This is a genomic window from Methylovulum miyakonense HT12, from assembly GCF_000384075.1.
Taxonomy (GTDB): Bacteria; Pseudomonadota; Gammaproteobacteria; order Methylococcales; family Methylomonadaceae; genus Methylovulum; species Methylovulum miyakonense.
The window spans coordinates 1199736-1213567 of the sequence record NZ_KB913025.1 but is presented as its reverse complement, the minus strand read 5'-3'; the positions used below and the strand labels follow the sequence as shown (position 1 = coordinate 1213567).

The following is a 13832-nucleotide window of genomic DNA, read 5'->3' as shown; positions in this document are numbered from 1 at the left end:
TTGGCTGGACAATGGAAGCCAAGCAGAATAGCCACCTTGTTTGACGCCAGCAAACCGTTATCGGCCTATTTACACCCATCCCAGAAAAAGCTTCATAATTGAGGGCATCCATGAAAAAACCACTATCCAAACCGCTAAAAACCTCCCTCGGCAGTGCTTTGGTCATTGCCAACGCCTGGGCATTTTCGGGCATGGCCCATGCCGTAGGCGAAACCGTTTCTCTTGGCAGTAAGGCCGGGGACCAGAATGCTTACGCCAGCACAGGCTGGTCATCGCTTTCCGCCGATGGCCGCTATACGACACTAACGGCGGCGGCCAATTTTATCCAACACATATTCCTTTATGATCGCTTTACCAAAACCACGAAAAACTTGACTGCGGCGGGCAACAGCGCGTCTTTTACGGCAGACATTTCTGCTAATGGGCGCTTTATGGCCTTTCGTTCAGCGGCGACTAATTTGGTTGCCAACGATGGCAATGGCTTTACTGCGGATATTTTCGTCCAAGACATCCAAACTGGAAAAAACGAACTGGTTAGCAAGGCTTTTGACGGCACTTCTGCCAATGACATGAGTTATTTTTCCGCCATTTCCGCTGACGGGCAATTTGTCGCCTTTACTTCAGCGGCCAGCAATCTGGTCGCCAATGACGGCAACCATTACGCCGACGTGTTTGTCCGCAACCGTAAAACGGGCAAAACCACCCGCGCCAGCGTGTCTTCGGCAGGCACAGAAGCGGTGACGGGTGTCGGTAGCAGCGGCCTTGTCGACATTTCCGGCGATGGGCGGTATGTGGTGTTCAGTTCTGGCTCGAATAATCTGGTGGCGGGCGACGACACCACCGAAGATGTGTTCTTGCACGACACCAAAAACAAAACGACGGCCAAAATCAGCCAAGCCGTCCGCAGCACCGGATTTAGTGGTGGCAGCAAAACCCCCAGTATTTCCGCCGACGGGCGTTATATCGCGTTTTTGTCAGGCTCTAGCCAATTGCTCGCCAATGATACCGATGATTTCAATGCCGATATTTTTGTCTATGACCGCGTCGGCAAAAAAATGAGCAAAATCACCAATAACGCCACAGGCAGTTCGGTCTATCCGGTCATTTCCGCTGACGGGCGGTTTGTCAGTTTTATGTCCCAAGCTGACAATTTGGTGCTGAATGATAACAACGGAGCTTGGGACACCTTTATCCATGACCGCAAGACCGCCAAAACTTCCCGGATTAACCTCACTCCCCAAGGACAGCAAAGCCTAGGTGACAAGCAATTGCTACAGGCAAGGCCATCGCTTTCTGCGGACGGGCGTTTTGTCGGTTTTGAAAGCGCCGCCAAAGACCTGGCCACGGATGACACCGACTCTGCCGCCACCGACGTGTTTTTACGGGACACCTTGTTAAACAAACAAAAAACCGCCGATGTCGCCTTAGCGGTTAGTGCGCCAACAAACGCTTTACAAGGCCAAGCCTATGCTTATAAGTTTACGGTTTCAAACAAAGGCACGGCAATCGCAAGCCAACCCAATGCCATCATCAACTTGCCAACCAGCTTAACCATTAATTCTGTGGTGCCGTCACAAGGCAGTTGCGTCAAAGGGATGGTGACGGTGTGTCGGTTGGGCGGGATCGGTGTCGGTTTGAATGCGGCAATCCAAGTCAATGTGACACCGTCCGTTAAAGGTGGCATCAGCGTTTCCGCCACGGCCGGATCGGTCGAGAAAGACACGGTATATACCAATAATGCGGTCACTAAGGCGCTTACGGTGAATTGATGGCAACTTAGGTTGTTGTGGGATATAGGGGAAGCGGTTAAGCGCAAAGAATGGAAACCACAAGCATTCCAATAAACCCTATTCAGGCCGGTTTTCCGCTTCCCGTTGACGGTAAAATTCCTTAACAAACGTCCCCAACGCCTGCCGCTCAATCGCATCCCGTAAACCCTGCATCAAACTCAAGTAATAATACAAATTGTGGATAGTATTCAACCGCGAGCCGAGCATTTCCTGGCATTTGTCCAAATGCCGCAAATAGGCGCGGGAATAATTTTGGCAGGTGTAACAGCCGCATTCTTCATCTAACGGGCGATTGTCGAATTCGTATTGGGCGTTGCGGATTTTCACCACGCCAAAACGGGTGAACAAATGCCCGTTGCGGGCATTGCGGGTGGGCATGACGCAATCGAACATGTCGATGCCACGGCATACGGCTTCGACCAAATCTTCCGGTGTACCCACACCCATCAAATAACGCGGTTTGTCGACGGGCATTTTGGTATGCACCACATCCAAGGTCGCCATCATTTCGTCTTTGGGTTCGCCAACTGAGAGGCCGCCAATCGCGTAGCCGTCAAAGCCAATATCGACCAAACCTGCGATGGATTCCTGGCGCAGGTGTTCGTACATGCCGCCTTGGACGATGCCGAACAAGGCGTTGGGATTGTCACCGTGCGCGGCTTTGCTGCGTTGCGCCCAGCGCAAAGATAGGCGCATGGAATCGGCGGCTTGGTCAACGGTGGCGGGGTACGGCGTGCATTCGTCAAAAATCATGACGATGTCCGAGCCTAACTCGCGCTGCACTTGCATGGACTCTTCCGGCCCCATGAAAATTTTGCTGCCGTTGATGGGCGATTGGAAGGTCACGCCTTGTTCGGTGATTTTCCGTAATGCGCCAAGGCTGAACACTTGGAAACCGCCGGAGTCGGTGAGGATGGGTTTTTGCCAGCGCATAAAATCGTGCAAATCGCCGTGCGCTTGGATCACCGCCGTGGTCGGGCGCAACATCAGATGAAAGGTGTTGCCGAGGATGATTTGTGCGCCGATACTGGTCAGGTCTTCCGGCGTTAACGATTTTACCGCTCCGTAAGTGCCGACGGGCATGAAAATCGGCGTTTCCACTACGCCACGGGCAAAGGTCAGCCTGCCGCGCCGGGCGTAGCCGTCGGTGTTGAGTAAGTCAAATTCCATAAATGATGATAGGTTCCGAAGTTTTGCCGGGTGATGGCCTTAACCCAAGGTTAAAAGAGTGTATGCTCAAAGCCATCGCCTAGCGGCTTATGTAGGGATTTTACCGTTGAAGTATAACATTAGTAGGCTGGGATGAAGCGATAGCGTAATCCCAGCTACGAGTTGCCATGATAAAATGCCCCGGATTATCCCAAGCCGCGTTTTGTTGCCACAAAAACACCTCAACTTATTTGGAGCAAGGCCATGTCAGCCGTAATAAAACCTAGCGAATTCATCAGCGTGGAAGACTATTTAAGGGAAGAGTTAGCCAGGCAAACCAAACATGAGCTGATCGACGGCCATGTCTACGCCATGGCAGGTGTCAGTGCCAACCATGAACGGATTGCGGGGAATGTGTATAGAAAATTTGGCGACCATTTGGAAAACTCCCCGTGCGAACCGTTCGGTTCGGACATGAAACTGCGTGTCAAAGACAATTTCTTTTACCCGGATGTGATGGTCGATTGCCAGTTTGACGAGTCCGAACCTTATTACACCGAAACGCCCGTGCTGATTGTCGAAGTCTTGTCCCGGTCAACCCGGAAAAAGGATGAGACATTAAAATTCATGACCTACATCAACCTTCCCAGTGTGCAGGAATATGTCCTGATCGAACAAGACATTGCCGATGTCACGGTGTTGAGAAGACGTGAGGGCTGGTTGCCCAACCATTATTTTTTAGGCGACGGCATCACCTTTGAATCAATCGATTTGACCCTGCCAGTCGCAGACATTTATCGGCGCGTACAAAACCAAGATGTGGCGGCGTTTTTGAGCGGCGAGGCCGAACCGCTGTTATAAATGACGGCGGCGCACCCTGATGGGCGGGTAGCCGTGGCGGGTGATGCGGGCAACGGGGGCTTTAGCACGACAGGGATTACGCCATCGCTTCATCCCAGCCTTATAAGCCGCTGATTTTATAATTCAAACTGAATACTGTTATGTTGAACATCGTCCAAATTCCGGTCTTAACCGACAACTATATTTACCTCATCCATGACCCCGTTTCGACGGAAACCGCGGTGGTGGATCCTGCCGTGGCCCAGCCTGTGCTAGATGAACTGGCGAAACGCGGCTGGCGGTTAAACACTATCTTCAACACCCATCACCACGGCGACCATGTCGGCGGCAATCTGGAATTACAAGCCAAAACCGCTTGCCAAATCATTGGCCCGGCGGCTGACAAGCACCGCATTCCCGGCATAGACCGTTGCGTCAATGACCAGGATATTGTGAGGATAGGCAACCATAGCGCACAAGTGCTGGAGACCCACGGGCATACCAGCGGCCATATTGTTTATTATTTTGCCAGTGAAAACGCGCTGTTTTGTGGTGACACTTTATTTGTCATGGGTTGTGGACGTTTGTTTGACGGGACGATAGCAGACCTTTGGCAATCTTTACAAAAATTGCAAACCTTGCCAGCCACGACACAGATTTATTGCGCCCATGAATACACGCAAAGCAACGGACGTTTTGCCTTGACTTTAGAACCTGAAAATCCGGCCTTGCAGGAAAAAATGGCGTGGGTTAACCAGCTCAGGGCAAACGGACAGCCGACCGTGCCATCGACAATCGCCGAAGAACTGGCGACCAATCCGTTTTTACGTACCGACAGCGTGGAATTGCAAAAATCGCTAGGCTTGCTGGGGAAAAGTTCGCTGGAGATATTTACCGCGATACGGGCATTGAAAGATCGGTTTTGACACATTTATCCACGAAAAACACTAAAAGCACGAAAGGATGAGAGGATAAAAAGCAGAACTTCGAACTAGGACGGGATTGAACGCTGGTTACCAAGCTCCTGCTTGGTAACCCAAGTTTCAGAAGCTCTAGCTTCGAGAGTGACAGGAAGCAAGAGCTTCCCATACCGCATTCCCAAGCAGCAGCTTGGGAACGAGTGCAAAATTAATCATTATTTTTTAAGGTATCCAACATGCGTTTATTCATTTTTCCCCTATTTGTCCTTGCACTACTATCCGCCCGTCCCGCATTTTCTGCACAGGCGTATTGCAATGGCGTGGACTCTTTTGAAACAGTGTTGTCATTGCTATCAAAGCGTTTGGATTTGGCGGCAGATGTGGCACGCTACAAATGGAACCAGAAAGCCGATATTGAAGATAGTGCGCGTGAGCAATTGATTATTAAAAAATTAGTAACTGATGCCACAGCTAAGGACTTGCCTGCCGATTGGTCAGAGCAATTTTTCCGGGCGCAAATTGAAGCGTCGAAAAGTGTGCAACGGCAATTGTTCGGCGATTGGCAAAAAAATCATGCCGGGACATTCGCCGATGTGCCGGATTTAAACAGCCAAACCCGCCCTAAGCTGTATGCGCTGATGTCCGATTTGATTGATGCATTGACCAAAGCTTGGCAGCCCTTGCATCAATCAGAATGCAAAAGTGTATTGGATAGGTTGGTCAGGGAAAAACTGCTTAAGCCGGAATATAAGGCGGCTAGTAAGCCTTTGTTTGAGGTGCGTTGATTTATCTATGTATTTACGAGAAGCCTAGCCATGACGAATATGAGTTATCGTAACTTAATCATTATTGTTCCAATATTATTACTAAGTGTATCGCTAGCTCATGGTTGCAAAAAGCTAGCTTTGGATGCTTGGCTGGAGATGACTCCAGAAGAGTTAAGTCAACATGGCTGTGTAAAAGATCATGTAGAATTAGAAATATTTAGTCTAAAAGGCAATGCGCTGTCATTAATCAAAATTGCCAATAGACTGGATCAAAAAGGATTGCTAGATAAATCTTCACTTCAACGCAAAGCTGAGGCACTTTATAAGCTTGGAAGATTCCAAGAAGCCTTGGATGTTCGTATATTATCCTTAAGCAAACCTAAAAAATGCGAAGTTTTTGTTGAATGTCTTTGGGAGTTTACAGATGCTGTCGTGCATTATGAAAATGCTAGATATTATCGGGCTGCTAAGTATTTATATAAAGCTGAAGAAGAACTGAATGCAGGTGATTTTGAATTCGATAAATCATGTCCTCGATCAGGTAAAAGTGCCAATTATTGCATTGGAATGCGGGAACGCTTACTCGAAGAATTTATTCCAAAACATTAAAGTTTCATTTTATAAGCATTACTATCAAAAACTCATCGAAGCCGTCACCCTGACCATGCGTGGTTCGACCGGATGTTTGATAATACCATCGGTGCTGCCGTCGGCATTCGGCCCCGCCGCTTCACCTTGTAAATGGTAGCCGTAAAAGTAGGCGATATCGTTATTGGTCGATCCAAATAAATTGAACACATCCACTTCAATCTTGTAGGCTTTGTGCTGATAGCCCGTGCCGAAATTGACGATGCTGGTGTCGCCACCCCAAGCACTGCCCGACTCGTTTAGCGGCACGTCGCCAAAATGCCGCAATCTGAGCGAACCGAACAATCCTGATGGCATGTCCACCACCGCACCTACGCTGATCACGCGGCCTACTGAATTGGGGATGTGGTTTTCCGATGCGGGTACGCCAACAAAATGCGAGGCGGTGAAGGCAAAATCAGCATCTAAGGTCAGCCAATCGGTCGGCTTATAATAATTGGTCCACTCAACGCCGTAACGCTCGGATTTGCCGGACGGTTCGGTCGTGCCACCATCGCCGACAAACACCAATTCCGATTGGCTTTCCAGCCACCACACCGCCAGCGTCGAATTCAAGCCTTGCACCGCTTGGCTGCGCACACCAACTTCCGCACCGCGTGAACGCACCAAGGGCGTGACCGAATTTGCCGATTCGCCCGTCGCCGGATCAATCTTTATCGTCGTGCCACGCGCATCGTTGGAATGGTAGCCGTAACCCAGATTGATGAAAAAATCGGTGTCCAACCAGGGTCCGGCAACCAGGCTGAGTTTGGGGCTGGCTAAAGACGCAGCTTGGCTACCGGAATTTGCCGCCAGCGTTTGGCTATGCACATCAAAGCTAAAAAAATCACCGCGCAAGCCAGCAATGGAGCGGAATTTTTCCAGCCAATGGGTTTCGTTTTTGATGTAGATGCCGACACTGGTTTCGGTGATGTCATCTTGGCGCACAGTGTTTAATAACTGGCGTTTTTGGGTGTGGTTTAAGGCGACACCATTAATGTCATCATGGCGAATCTGGATGCCGAGGGTGTTGTCCATTTCCAAGCCGAATAACTGGTCGTAACGGGTGTGTTCGCCCGTACCGCCGACTTGGACGCGGCGTTCTTTTTGCTGGATTTGGTCGCCGTGGACGGTGTCGATATAGCCTGTGAAATTGGAGTACAAGTCCAAATCACTGTACAGCGCGTAAATGCTCAGGTCATTTTTGGCGTGGGCGTTGCGGTTCCAAAAATTGCCGGACAGGCTGTAACGGCTGGTCACGCCACCGTCACTGGGATCGCCTGTGCCGTATAAACCAATGATGCCCGCATCAATCGCCCGCTCCGGTATCTGGTTGGTCGCCGTCCAGGTGTTATGGTAGGCCTTCCCGTTGATCGACATGCCCCAGTCATCTTTATCTATGGTGTAGCGCAACATGCCGTTGTATTTGTTGGTGGCTTCCGGTTGCTGCCAAACGCCATCATAGAAATTCACTTCCGAACCAAACAACAAATCGCCATCGCCCAGTTTGAGCGAGTTTGCCAACACGCCACGGTAATAGCCAAATTCACCGCCCGTAAACTTGAGCAAACCTTCGGATAGCTTATGTAGGGTGTGCATTTTGGCATAACCCGCCGCCGAAAAATCCCCCGCTTCGGCGTAATACGGGCCCTTGCCGTATTCAACCTTATCCACCAATTCAGGGATGACGCTGTTCAAATCCAGATAGCCTTGCCCGTGGGCGTGGCTGGGCATGTTCATCGGGATACCATCGACGTTGACGGAAAAATCCGTGCCGTGGTCGAGGTTAAAGCCGCGTAAGAAATACTGGTTCGCCTTGCCGGAACCGCTGTGCTGGGTCGCCAATGCGCCCGGCACGACTTCCACCAATTCCCCGACCCGCGACAAAGGCCGGTATTTGAATTCCGGCTGCCCGACCACGCCTTGCGATGCCGACGAAGCGATGCCGATCAAATCGGTGGCGCGGCCTTCAATTTCAACCGTTTCCAGTTGTACCGGTTCCTCTTTGCGCTCTGGATCAGGTTGCGGGTGGGCCTGCACGATAATGCAATGCAAGCTGAGATAAACCCCAATGCCAAATGCCAGTGAGCCGGGTGTGATCGCCAAATCCTGAGTTATTTTTTGCATGTGCGTACCTTGGGGTAGATGTGGGATACAAATATCGCACAGGGATTTTAATCCATATATGCGTCAGCCTGTTTGTCAACGATACGGGCAAAAGGATACTTTGGATGCAAATTGGCTGGGTGGCCAAGTATTGGCGTTTAAATGCTTGCTAGGCGATTGCCATAAACACAGGGATATTAATATTTAAAAATAACGCTCAAAATGATTTTATTTTGGCATTTGCAGATTATGTTAGGCGTTAAAAATAATGTCTAACATAAAAAATAAGTATATTTTTATTGACCTAACATATTTTCTCATGATAAAAATTATACCGTTGTTTATGTTTTATAAAACAACCAGCCCACAACTTCTGTTTTGGGTTGCCCCTTAGAGGAAAGGGAAATAACAAAATTAATTTCAATAACCGAGAGAGGATTTAAAAATGAACGAAGTTATTAAAGAAGACAATTCACTGTGGTATATCGTTGGCGGCTGTATTGTTGCCATTATCGCTGTTGTTATTTTCCTAAGAGGCGAAAAATCTGAACACTTAAAAAGTGGTGCCGTTGCCCAATTACAAGCAGAAACTTTTTCTAACTTAGAAAAAAGAAAAACCAGCAACAGCGTTACTGAAGACCAAAAAGCCGGCAAATAAAAACGGCCCTCCGATGACAAGCTTATCGGAGGGTTTTTTTATGCTAAACAAAATTTTTTATCTTGTTCTATTGGGCCGCTGTTTTGCCAGTAGCCAACAGGGGATAGCCGCTAGCATTGAAGCGCTGCGTCCCTATTGCCCCTGGGACACTCATAAAGCTTGGGTGGCTGAAAACCTATTTTAATGGCTTCCGTATGCGGATTATCCTGCTACACGCCTTAAGCGGCTGTCCTAAAAATCAAAATCCTGCTTGTCCCGTCAATTACATCGCTTTGATGTCGGGCTTGCCTTTGTTTGGCTAAGCGGCAAAAAACATTAAAGCGACTTATCCCCAAACCACCGCAAGGTGTCAATGTCTTCTGCCTTCAGCCAGGTAGGGTGGGCAAAAATTTTGCCCACCCATTTTTTGGCATTCCAACCAATCTACATACGGCCTGAGGCGCCAGGCCATTAGGGCTTTTTGATGGAACCCTATTGTGCATAGGTTGCTACAAAAGCATCTTAAAGCGCCATAAGCCAATGCCGACATGTTTTGGTATGATGGCGAACTCAGGCACCATTATGACTTACCCGACCATGCCAGCCATCATCCGATTCGATCAGGTAACCGTTACCGTCCGCGATAAAACCATTTTGTCGGGCATCAGCTTTACGCTCCGCCTTGGTGAAAAAGCGGTGTTATGTGGCAAGTCCGGTTCTGGTAAAAGCACCGTGTTGAAGACCTTGCTGGGCTTGCAAGGCTTAACTGGCGGCAGTATTTTTTTTCAGGAAAAACCGCTGGATGCCGTCACCATCCAAGCTGTCCGGCGCCAAACCGCTTACATTGGCCAAGAACCCGTCCTGGGTGCGGACACGGTACGTGACGCGCTGTTATTGCCCTTCCAATTCAAGGCTCATCGCGGGCATAAACCAACGGACGGGCAACTTAAGGCCGTATTGGCGCAATTGCATCTTCCCGCCGCTATTTTGGATCAAGAAAGCGGCCGGATTTCTGGTGGCGAAAAACAGCGGGTTGCGTTGGCGCGCGGGCTGCTCTTAGGGAAAAATCTGTATTTGCTTGATGAAGTCACCAGTGCCTTGGATTCCGAAAGCAAACAGGCGGTGTTTGCCGTTTTTGCGGATCCCAAGCTGACCGTGCTCTCGGTGGCCCATGATCCGGAGTGGCTGGAACGTTGCGATAGGGTTTTAGCGCTTGAAGAAGGCCGCTTAACCCAGGAGGCTTGTCATGGACACGCTTGATATTGCCTTGCCGCAAATGGCGGTGCTCTACGGCCTTTGCCTGGCGCCTTGGCTGTTGCTTTGGCTAATCGGCCTACGCCTTAGCCGCGATATTGTCATCAGTATCCTGCGCATGGGCGTCCAGTTGGCGTTGGTCGGGTTCTATCTGAAAACCCTATTCAGCCTTAATGAGCCTTGGCTCAATGCCTTATGGATATTGGTCATGCTGGCTGTTGCCGATTTAAGCATTTTGCAAAGGGCGGGGCTGAAGCTAAGGTTTTTTGTGTTGCCCACCTTTATCGCAATAGCCTTGAGCACTTTGTTTGCGACTTTTTATCTGGTGGTGCTGGTCATCCAGCCGCCGCACTTCTACGATGCCCGTTACATTGTGCCCTTGGCGGGCATGATCCTTGGTAACTGCCTGCAGGGCAATGTCATCGCCTTGGAGCGTTTCTATTCGACATTGCGTAAAAACGAGCAAGAATACATGACTTTTTTGCTGCTAGGGGCGACCCGTTGGGAGGCGGTGCGTCCTTATTACCGGGTTGCGGTCAAGGCCGCCGTCAGCCCCAGTATCGCCAGTATGTCGACCATGGGCTTGGTGTCCCTGCCTGGAATGATGACCGGCCAAATCCTTGGCGGGAGCGAACCTTGGGTGGCGGTGAAGTACCAAATCGCCATCATGATCTGTATTTTCACCAGCACCACGCTGGCTTGCGTCATCAACTTGAAGCTCAGTTTGCGGAACGCCTTTAATGCTTATGATGTGTTGAAGGATGAGGTGATGGAACTCCGTAAGTAAGGCGTGCATAATGGCTGCCGCCCTCTTTTATTGCCGACGTTGTCGGGTGGTTTTAGAGGGGGCAACCCCTTTAACTCACAGGAGAATCATCATGGGCTGCTGCGACGATCCCACCGAATCCAATAAAATAGACCCACGGCAATTAGTCCGCGAACAACAGCATTACGGCGAATTGGTACGCGACCTCTTTACCGATGACCCTGAAAAAGTCCTGCTCAGATTGCTCCATGAAGCCAATGCTTATCTAAGGGAATTGGCGGCCTTAAGGGCGCATTACCCTTCCGTGCGCCTGCACGCCATTGAGTTGTTGGACAAAAAAAGCCTGACGGTGCTGAACCAGCTTATCCAAAAAGAACCTGATTCGCCCTTCGGCTTGGCGGCCAAGGCGCGGCTTGGGCATTTGAGTGACGGTACAGGTTTTTTTAAATAAGGCTATGTCGACAAAATATGGGGGCCGAAAGCCTGGCAGATAACAACCCCGTATCTGGCAATTAAATTAGCCCGCCTAGCAGGAAAAATCGTTTCCTGGCCGCTTACCTATTTGTTAGCCATTTATATTTGCCCCGCTAGGCTTCAAGGCGTGATTTTAAATTCTAATCAATAGCCTAAGCATGTATCATATAGGCATCAGCTTTATTATAGCCCTTACCATTATTTCATTATTAAATGCCCTCGAAGTCTAAAAAAGACGTTGATTTCAGTTCAACAAAAGACCCATACGCCCAGCGCGAAGCTGAGAAGTATGAAAACCCCATACCCAGCCGCGAACTCATCCTCCAGTTAATCGAACATGCCGGCAAGCCTTTGTTACGCAAAGAAATTGCCGAAGCGTTCACGATGGAGAGCGAAGACCAGCTGGAAGCCTTGCGCCGCCGTTTGCGGGCGATGGAACGTGACGGGCAATTGCTGTTCAACCGCGAACAACGCTATTGCCTAGTCAACAACAAAGACTTGATCGTCGGGCGCATCATCGGCCATGCCGACGGTTTCGGCTTTATCCGGCCTGATGACGGTTCGGACGATTTGTTTTTATCCCCCCGCGAAATGAACCCCTTGCTGCACAATGACCGCGCCATGGTGCGCATTGTCGGCATCGACAAAAAAGGCCGCCGTGAAGGTGCGGTGGTGGAAATCCTCGAACGCAACACCCACCAAATTGTCGGGCGGCTGTACAAAGAAGACGGCTTCACTTATGTCATCCCTGACAACAAGAACATCTCCCAAACCGTCCTGTTGCAAAAAGACGGGGTCGGCAAAGCCAAGCAAGGGCAAATTGTCATTGCCGAAATTGTCGAACAACCGAGCAAACTACGCCAACCCATAGGCCGCATCATCGAGGTGCTGGGCGACCATCTCGCCCCCGGTATGGAAATCGAGATGGCGATCCGCTCGCACGAGCTGCCGCACATCTGGCCTGATGAGCTGACGGAGGAAATCAAGCGATTAAGCCCCGAAGTGCCGGAAGCGGCAAAAGCCGGCCGTGTCGATTTGCGGGACACGCCATTAGTCACGATTGACGGTGAGGACGCCCGCGATTTTGATGATGCCGTGTATGCCAAGAAAACCCCGAAAGGCTGGAAGCTGTTGGTCGCCATTGCCGATGTCTCGCATTATGTGCAAGTCAACACCGCCCTGGATAATGAAGCCAAAAACCGCAGCACGTCGGTATATTTCCCAGCCCAAGTCATCCCCATGTTACCGGAGATCCTCTCCAATGGCTTGTGTTCGCTGAACCCCCATGTTGACCGTTTGTGCATGGTCTGCGAAATGCTGATAGACGCCGACGGCGAAGTCACCCGCAGCCGCTTTTTTGAAGCCGTAATGCGCTCCCATGCCCGGTTGACTTATACCGAAGTGGCAAAAATGCTGGTTGAAGGCGATACCGAACTGGCGGAAAAACACCAAAAATTAATGCCACATTTGCGCGAGTTGTACGCGTTGTACAAAGTCATGCGCAAACAGCGCGAGCTGCGCGGGGCGATGGATTTTGACACCCAAGAAACCCGCATTATTTTTGGCAAAGACCGGAAAATCGAAAAAATCGTCCCCGTCACCCGCAACGATGCCCATAAATTGATTGAAGAATTTATGATCACCGCCAACAGCACGGCGGCGAAGTATCTCAATGGCAAAAAAATCCCCAAACTGTTGCGTGTCCACGAAGGCCCCAGTGCCGATAAACTGCTCAATCTAAAAACTTTTCTGGGTGAATTGGGCTTGAGGTTTGGTGGTGGCGCACAACCGACACCGTTGGATTACATGCACTTGGTCGAATCCATCCGCGACCGCCCCGATGCGCATCTGATCCAGACCGTGTTGTTGCGCTCGATGTCGCAAGCGGTCTACAGCCCTGAATTGAAAGGCCACTTCGGTTTGGCCCTTGAAGCTTACGCCCATTTCACCTCACCGATCCGCCGTTATCCCGACTTGCTGGTGCACCGCGCCATCCGCCATTGCCTGCAAGGCAAAAACGTCGCCAGTTTTGTCTATGGCGTGCCCGATATGGTCATGCTCGGCGAGCATTGCTCCGCCAACGAACGCCGCGCCGACGATGCCACCCGCGACGTCGTCAGTTGGCTGAAATGTGAATACATGATGGACAAAATCGGCGAAGAATTCAGCGGCATCATCTCCGCCGTCACGTCGTTCGGTTTCTTCGTCGAATTGGCGGAAATTTACGTCGAAGGCTTGGTGCATATCAGCAACCTAGGCCAAGATTATTTCCACTTCGACCCCACCAGCCACCAGTTAAAAGGCGAACGCACCAACACCAATTTCCGCTTGGGTGACACGGTGAAGGTCAGGGTTGTCCGCGTCGATTTGGATGAGAAAAAAATAGATTTTGAATTGGTGCAGAAAGAAAGCTCGGTTAAAAATGCGGTCGCCACCACCGACAAACCTAAGAAAAAACGGCGCAAAAAAGCTAAGCCAAAATCTGACCGGAACACATAGCCA

The 13832-nt window shown here is 50.2% G+C and carries 12 protein-coding genes; 10 read left to right on the top strand and 2 right to left on the bottom strand.

All coding sequences use genetic code 11. From position 1 onward, the window contains the following. The first annotated feature begins 110 nt into the window (after positions 1-110). On the top strand, positions 111-1769 hold the full coding sequence (locus METMI_RS25335; RefSeq protein WP_019865437.1) for a DUF11 domain-containing protein: 1659 nt from the start codon (positions 111-113) through the stop codon (positions 1767-1769). 78 nt (positions 1770-1847) lie between these two features. Here METMI_RS25335 and tgt read toward each other — a convergent pair whose 3' ends face one another. Then, positions 1848-2960 (bottom strand): tRNA guanosine(34) transglycosylase Tgt, encoded by a 1113-nt coding sequence (gene tgt / locus METMI_RS0106360; RefSeq protein WP_019865436.1) that lies wholly within the window; start codon positions 2958-2960, stop codon positions 1848-1850. A gap of 243 nt (positions 2961-3203) precedes the next feature. On the opposite strand from tgt, the gene METMI_RS0106355 reads away from it, so the two are divergent. The 4 genes from METMI_RS0106355 to METMI_RS0106340 all read left to right on the top strand — a co-directional run bounded on the left by METMI_RS0106355 (position 3204) and on the right by METMI_RS0106340 (position 6075). Further along, positions 3204-3800, top strand: coding sequence for a Uma2 family endonuclease (locus METMI_RS0106355; RefSeq protein ID WP_019865435.1), 597 nt, complete (start codon positions 3204-3206; stop codon positions 3798-3800). 140 nt (positions 3801-3940) lie between these two features. Next, positions 3941-4705 carry a hydroxyacylglutathione hydrolase gene (gloB, locus tag METMI_RS0106350; RefSeq protein ID WP_019865434.1) on the top strand — a complete coding sequence of 255 codons (765 nt, stop codon included), beginning with the start codon at positions 3941-3943 and terminating at the stop codon, positions 4703-4705. Between the two features lie 230 nt (positions 4706-4935). After that, positions 4936-5484 carry a gamma subclass chorismate mutase AroQ gene (gene aroQ / locus METMI_RS23280; RefSeq protein WP_019865433.1) on the top strand — a complete coding sequence of 183 codons (549 nt, stop codon included), beginning with the start codon at positions 4936-4938 and terminating at the stop codon, positions 5482-5484. 39 nt (positions 5485-5523) lie between these two features. Then, positions 5524-6075, top strand: coding sequence for a hypothetical protein (locus tag METMI_RS0106340; RefSeq protein WP_040572769.1), 552 nt, complete (start codon positions 5524-5526; stop codon positions 6073-6075). 24 nt (positions 6076-6099) lie between these two features. Here METMI_RS0106340 and METMI_RS0106335 read toward each other — a convergent pair whose 3' ends face one another. Beyond that, on the bottom strand, positions 6100-8220 hold the full coding sequence (locus METMI_RS0106335) for a TonB-dependent receptor (RefSeq protein ID WP_019865431.1): 2121 nt from the start codon (positions 8218-8220) through the stop codon (positions 6100-6102). Positions 8221-8644: 424 nt separating this feature from the next. Between METMI_RS0106335 and METMI_RS0106330 the strand changes: the two genes are divergently transcribed. The 5 genes from METMI_RS0106330 (at position 8645) to rnr (ending at position 13829) form a co-directional block, all read left to right on the top strand. Continuing rightward, positions 8645-8857: a hypothetical protein gene (locus METMI_RS0106330; RefSeq protein ID WP_019865430.1), complete on the top strand. Its 213-nt coding sequence runs from the start codon at positions 8645-8647 to the stop codon at positions 8855-8857. 576 nt (positions 8858-9433) lie between these two features. Next, positions 9434-10096, top strand: coding sequence for an ABC transporter ATP-binding protein (locus METMI_RS0106315; protein WP_029151514.1), 663 nt, complete (start codon positions 9434-9436; stop codon positions 10094-10096). Then, a complete protein-coding gene (locus tag METMI_RS0106310) occupies positions 10083-10877 on the top strand; it encodes an ABC transporter permease (RefSeq protein WP_019865426.1) in 795 nt (264 codons plus the stop codon). The genes METMI_RS0106315 and METMI_RS0106310 overlap by 14 nt, the downstream gene beginning before the upstream one ends. A 91-nt stretch (positions 10878-10968) precedes the next feature. Next, positions 10969-11307, top strand: coding sequence for a hypothetical protein (locus tag METMI_RS0106305; protein WP_019865425.1), 339 nt, complete (start codon positions 10969-10971; stop codon positions 11305-11307). Positions 11308-11543: 236 nt separating this feature from the next. Further along, positions 11544-13829, top strand: coding sequence for a ribonuclease R (rnr, locus tag METMI_RS0106300; protein WP_019865424.1), 2286 nt, complete (start codon positions 11544-11546; stop codon positions 13827-13829). The last annotated feature ends 3 nt before the right edge of the window (positions 13830-13832 follow it).

Excerpts from the sequence above, each read along its gene's own strand:
- METMI_RS0106305 (WP_019865425.1), top strand. The coding sequence starts at position 10,969 with ATGGGCTGCTGCGACGATCCCACCGAATCCAATAAAATAGACCCACGG.
- METMI_RS25335 (WP_019865437.1), top strand. The coding sequence starts at position 111 with ATGAAAAAACCACTATCCAAACCGCTAAAAACCTCCCTCGGCAGTGCT.
- METMI_RS0106355 (WP_019865435.1), top strand. The coding sequence starts at position 3,204 with ATGTCAGCCGTAATAAAACCTAGCGAATTCATCAGCGTGGAAGACTAT.
- METMI_RS0106315 (WP_029151514.1), top strand. The coding sequence starts at position 9,434 with ATGCCAGCCATCATCCGATTCGATCAGGTAACCGTTACCGTCCGCGAT.
- METMI_RS0106340 (WP_040572769.1), top strand. The coding sequence starts at position 5,524 with ATGAGTTATCGTAACTTAATCATTATTGTTCCAATATTATTACTAAGT.
- gloB (WP_019865434.1), top strand. The coding sequence starts at position 3,941 with ATGTTGAACATCGTCCAAATTCCGGTCTTAACCGACAACTATATTTAC.
- tgt (WP_019865436.1), bottom strand. The coding sequence starts at position 2,960 with ATGGAATTTGACTTACTCAACACCGACGGCTACGCCCGGCGCGGCAGG.
- aroQ (WP_019865433.1), top strand. The coding sequence starts at position 4,936 with ATGCGTTTATTCATTTTTCCCCTATTTGTCCTTGCACTACTATCCGCC.
- METMI_RS0106310 (WP_019865426.1), top strand. The coding sequence starts at position 10,083 with ATGGACACGCTTGATATTGCCTTGCCGCAAATGGCGGTGCTCTACGGC.
- METMI_RS0106330 (WP_019865430.1), top strand. The coding sequence starts at position 8,645 with ATGAACGAAGTTATTAAAGAAGACAATTCACTGTGGTATATCGTTGGC.
- rnr (WP_019865424.1), top strand. The coding sequence starts at position 11,544 with ATGCCCTCGAAGTCTAAAAAAGACGTTGATTTCAGTTCAACAAAAGAC.
- METMI_RS0106335 (WP_019865431.1), bottom strand. The coding sequence starts at position 8,220 with ATGCAAAAAATAACTCAGGATTTGGCGATCACACCCGGCTCACTGGCA.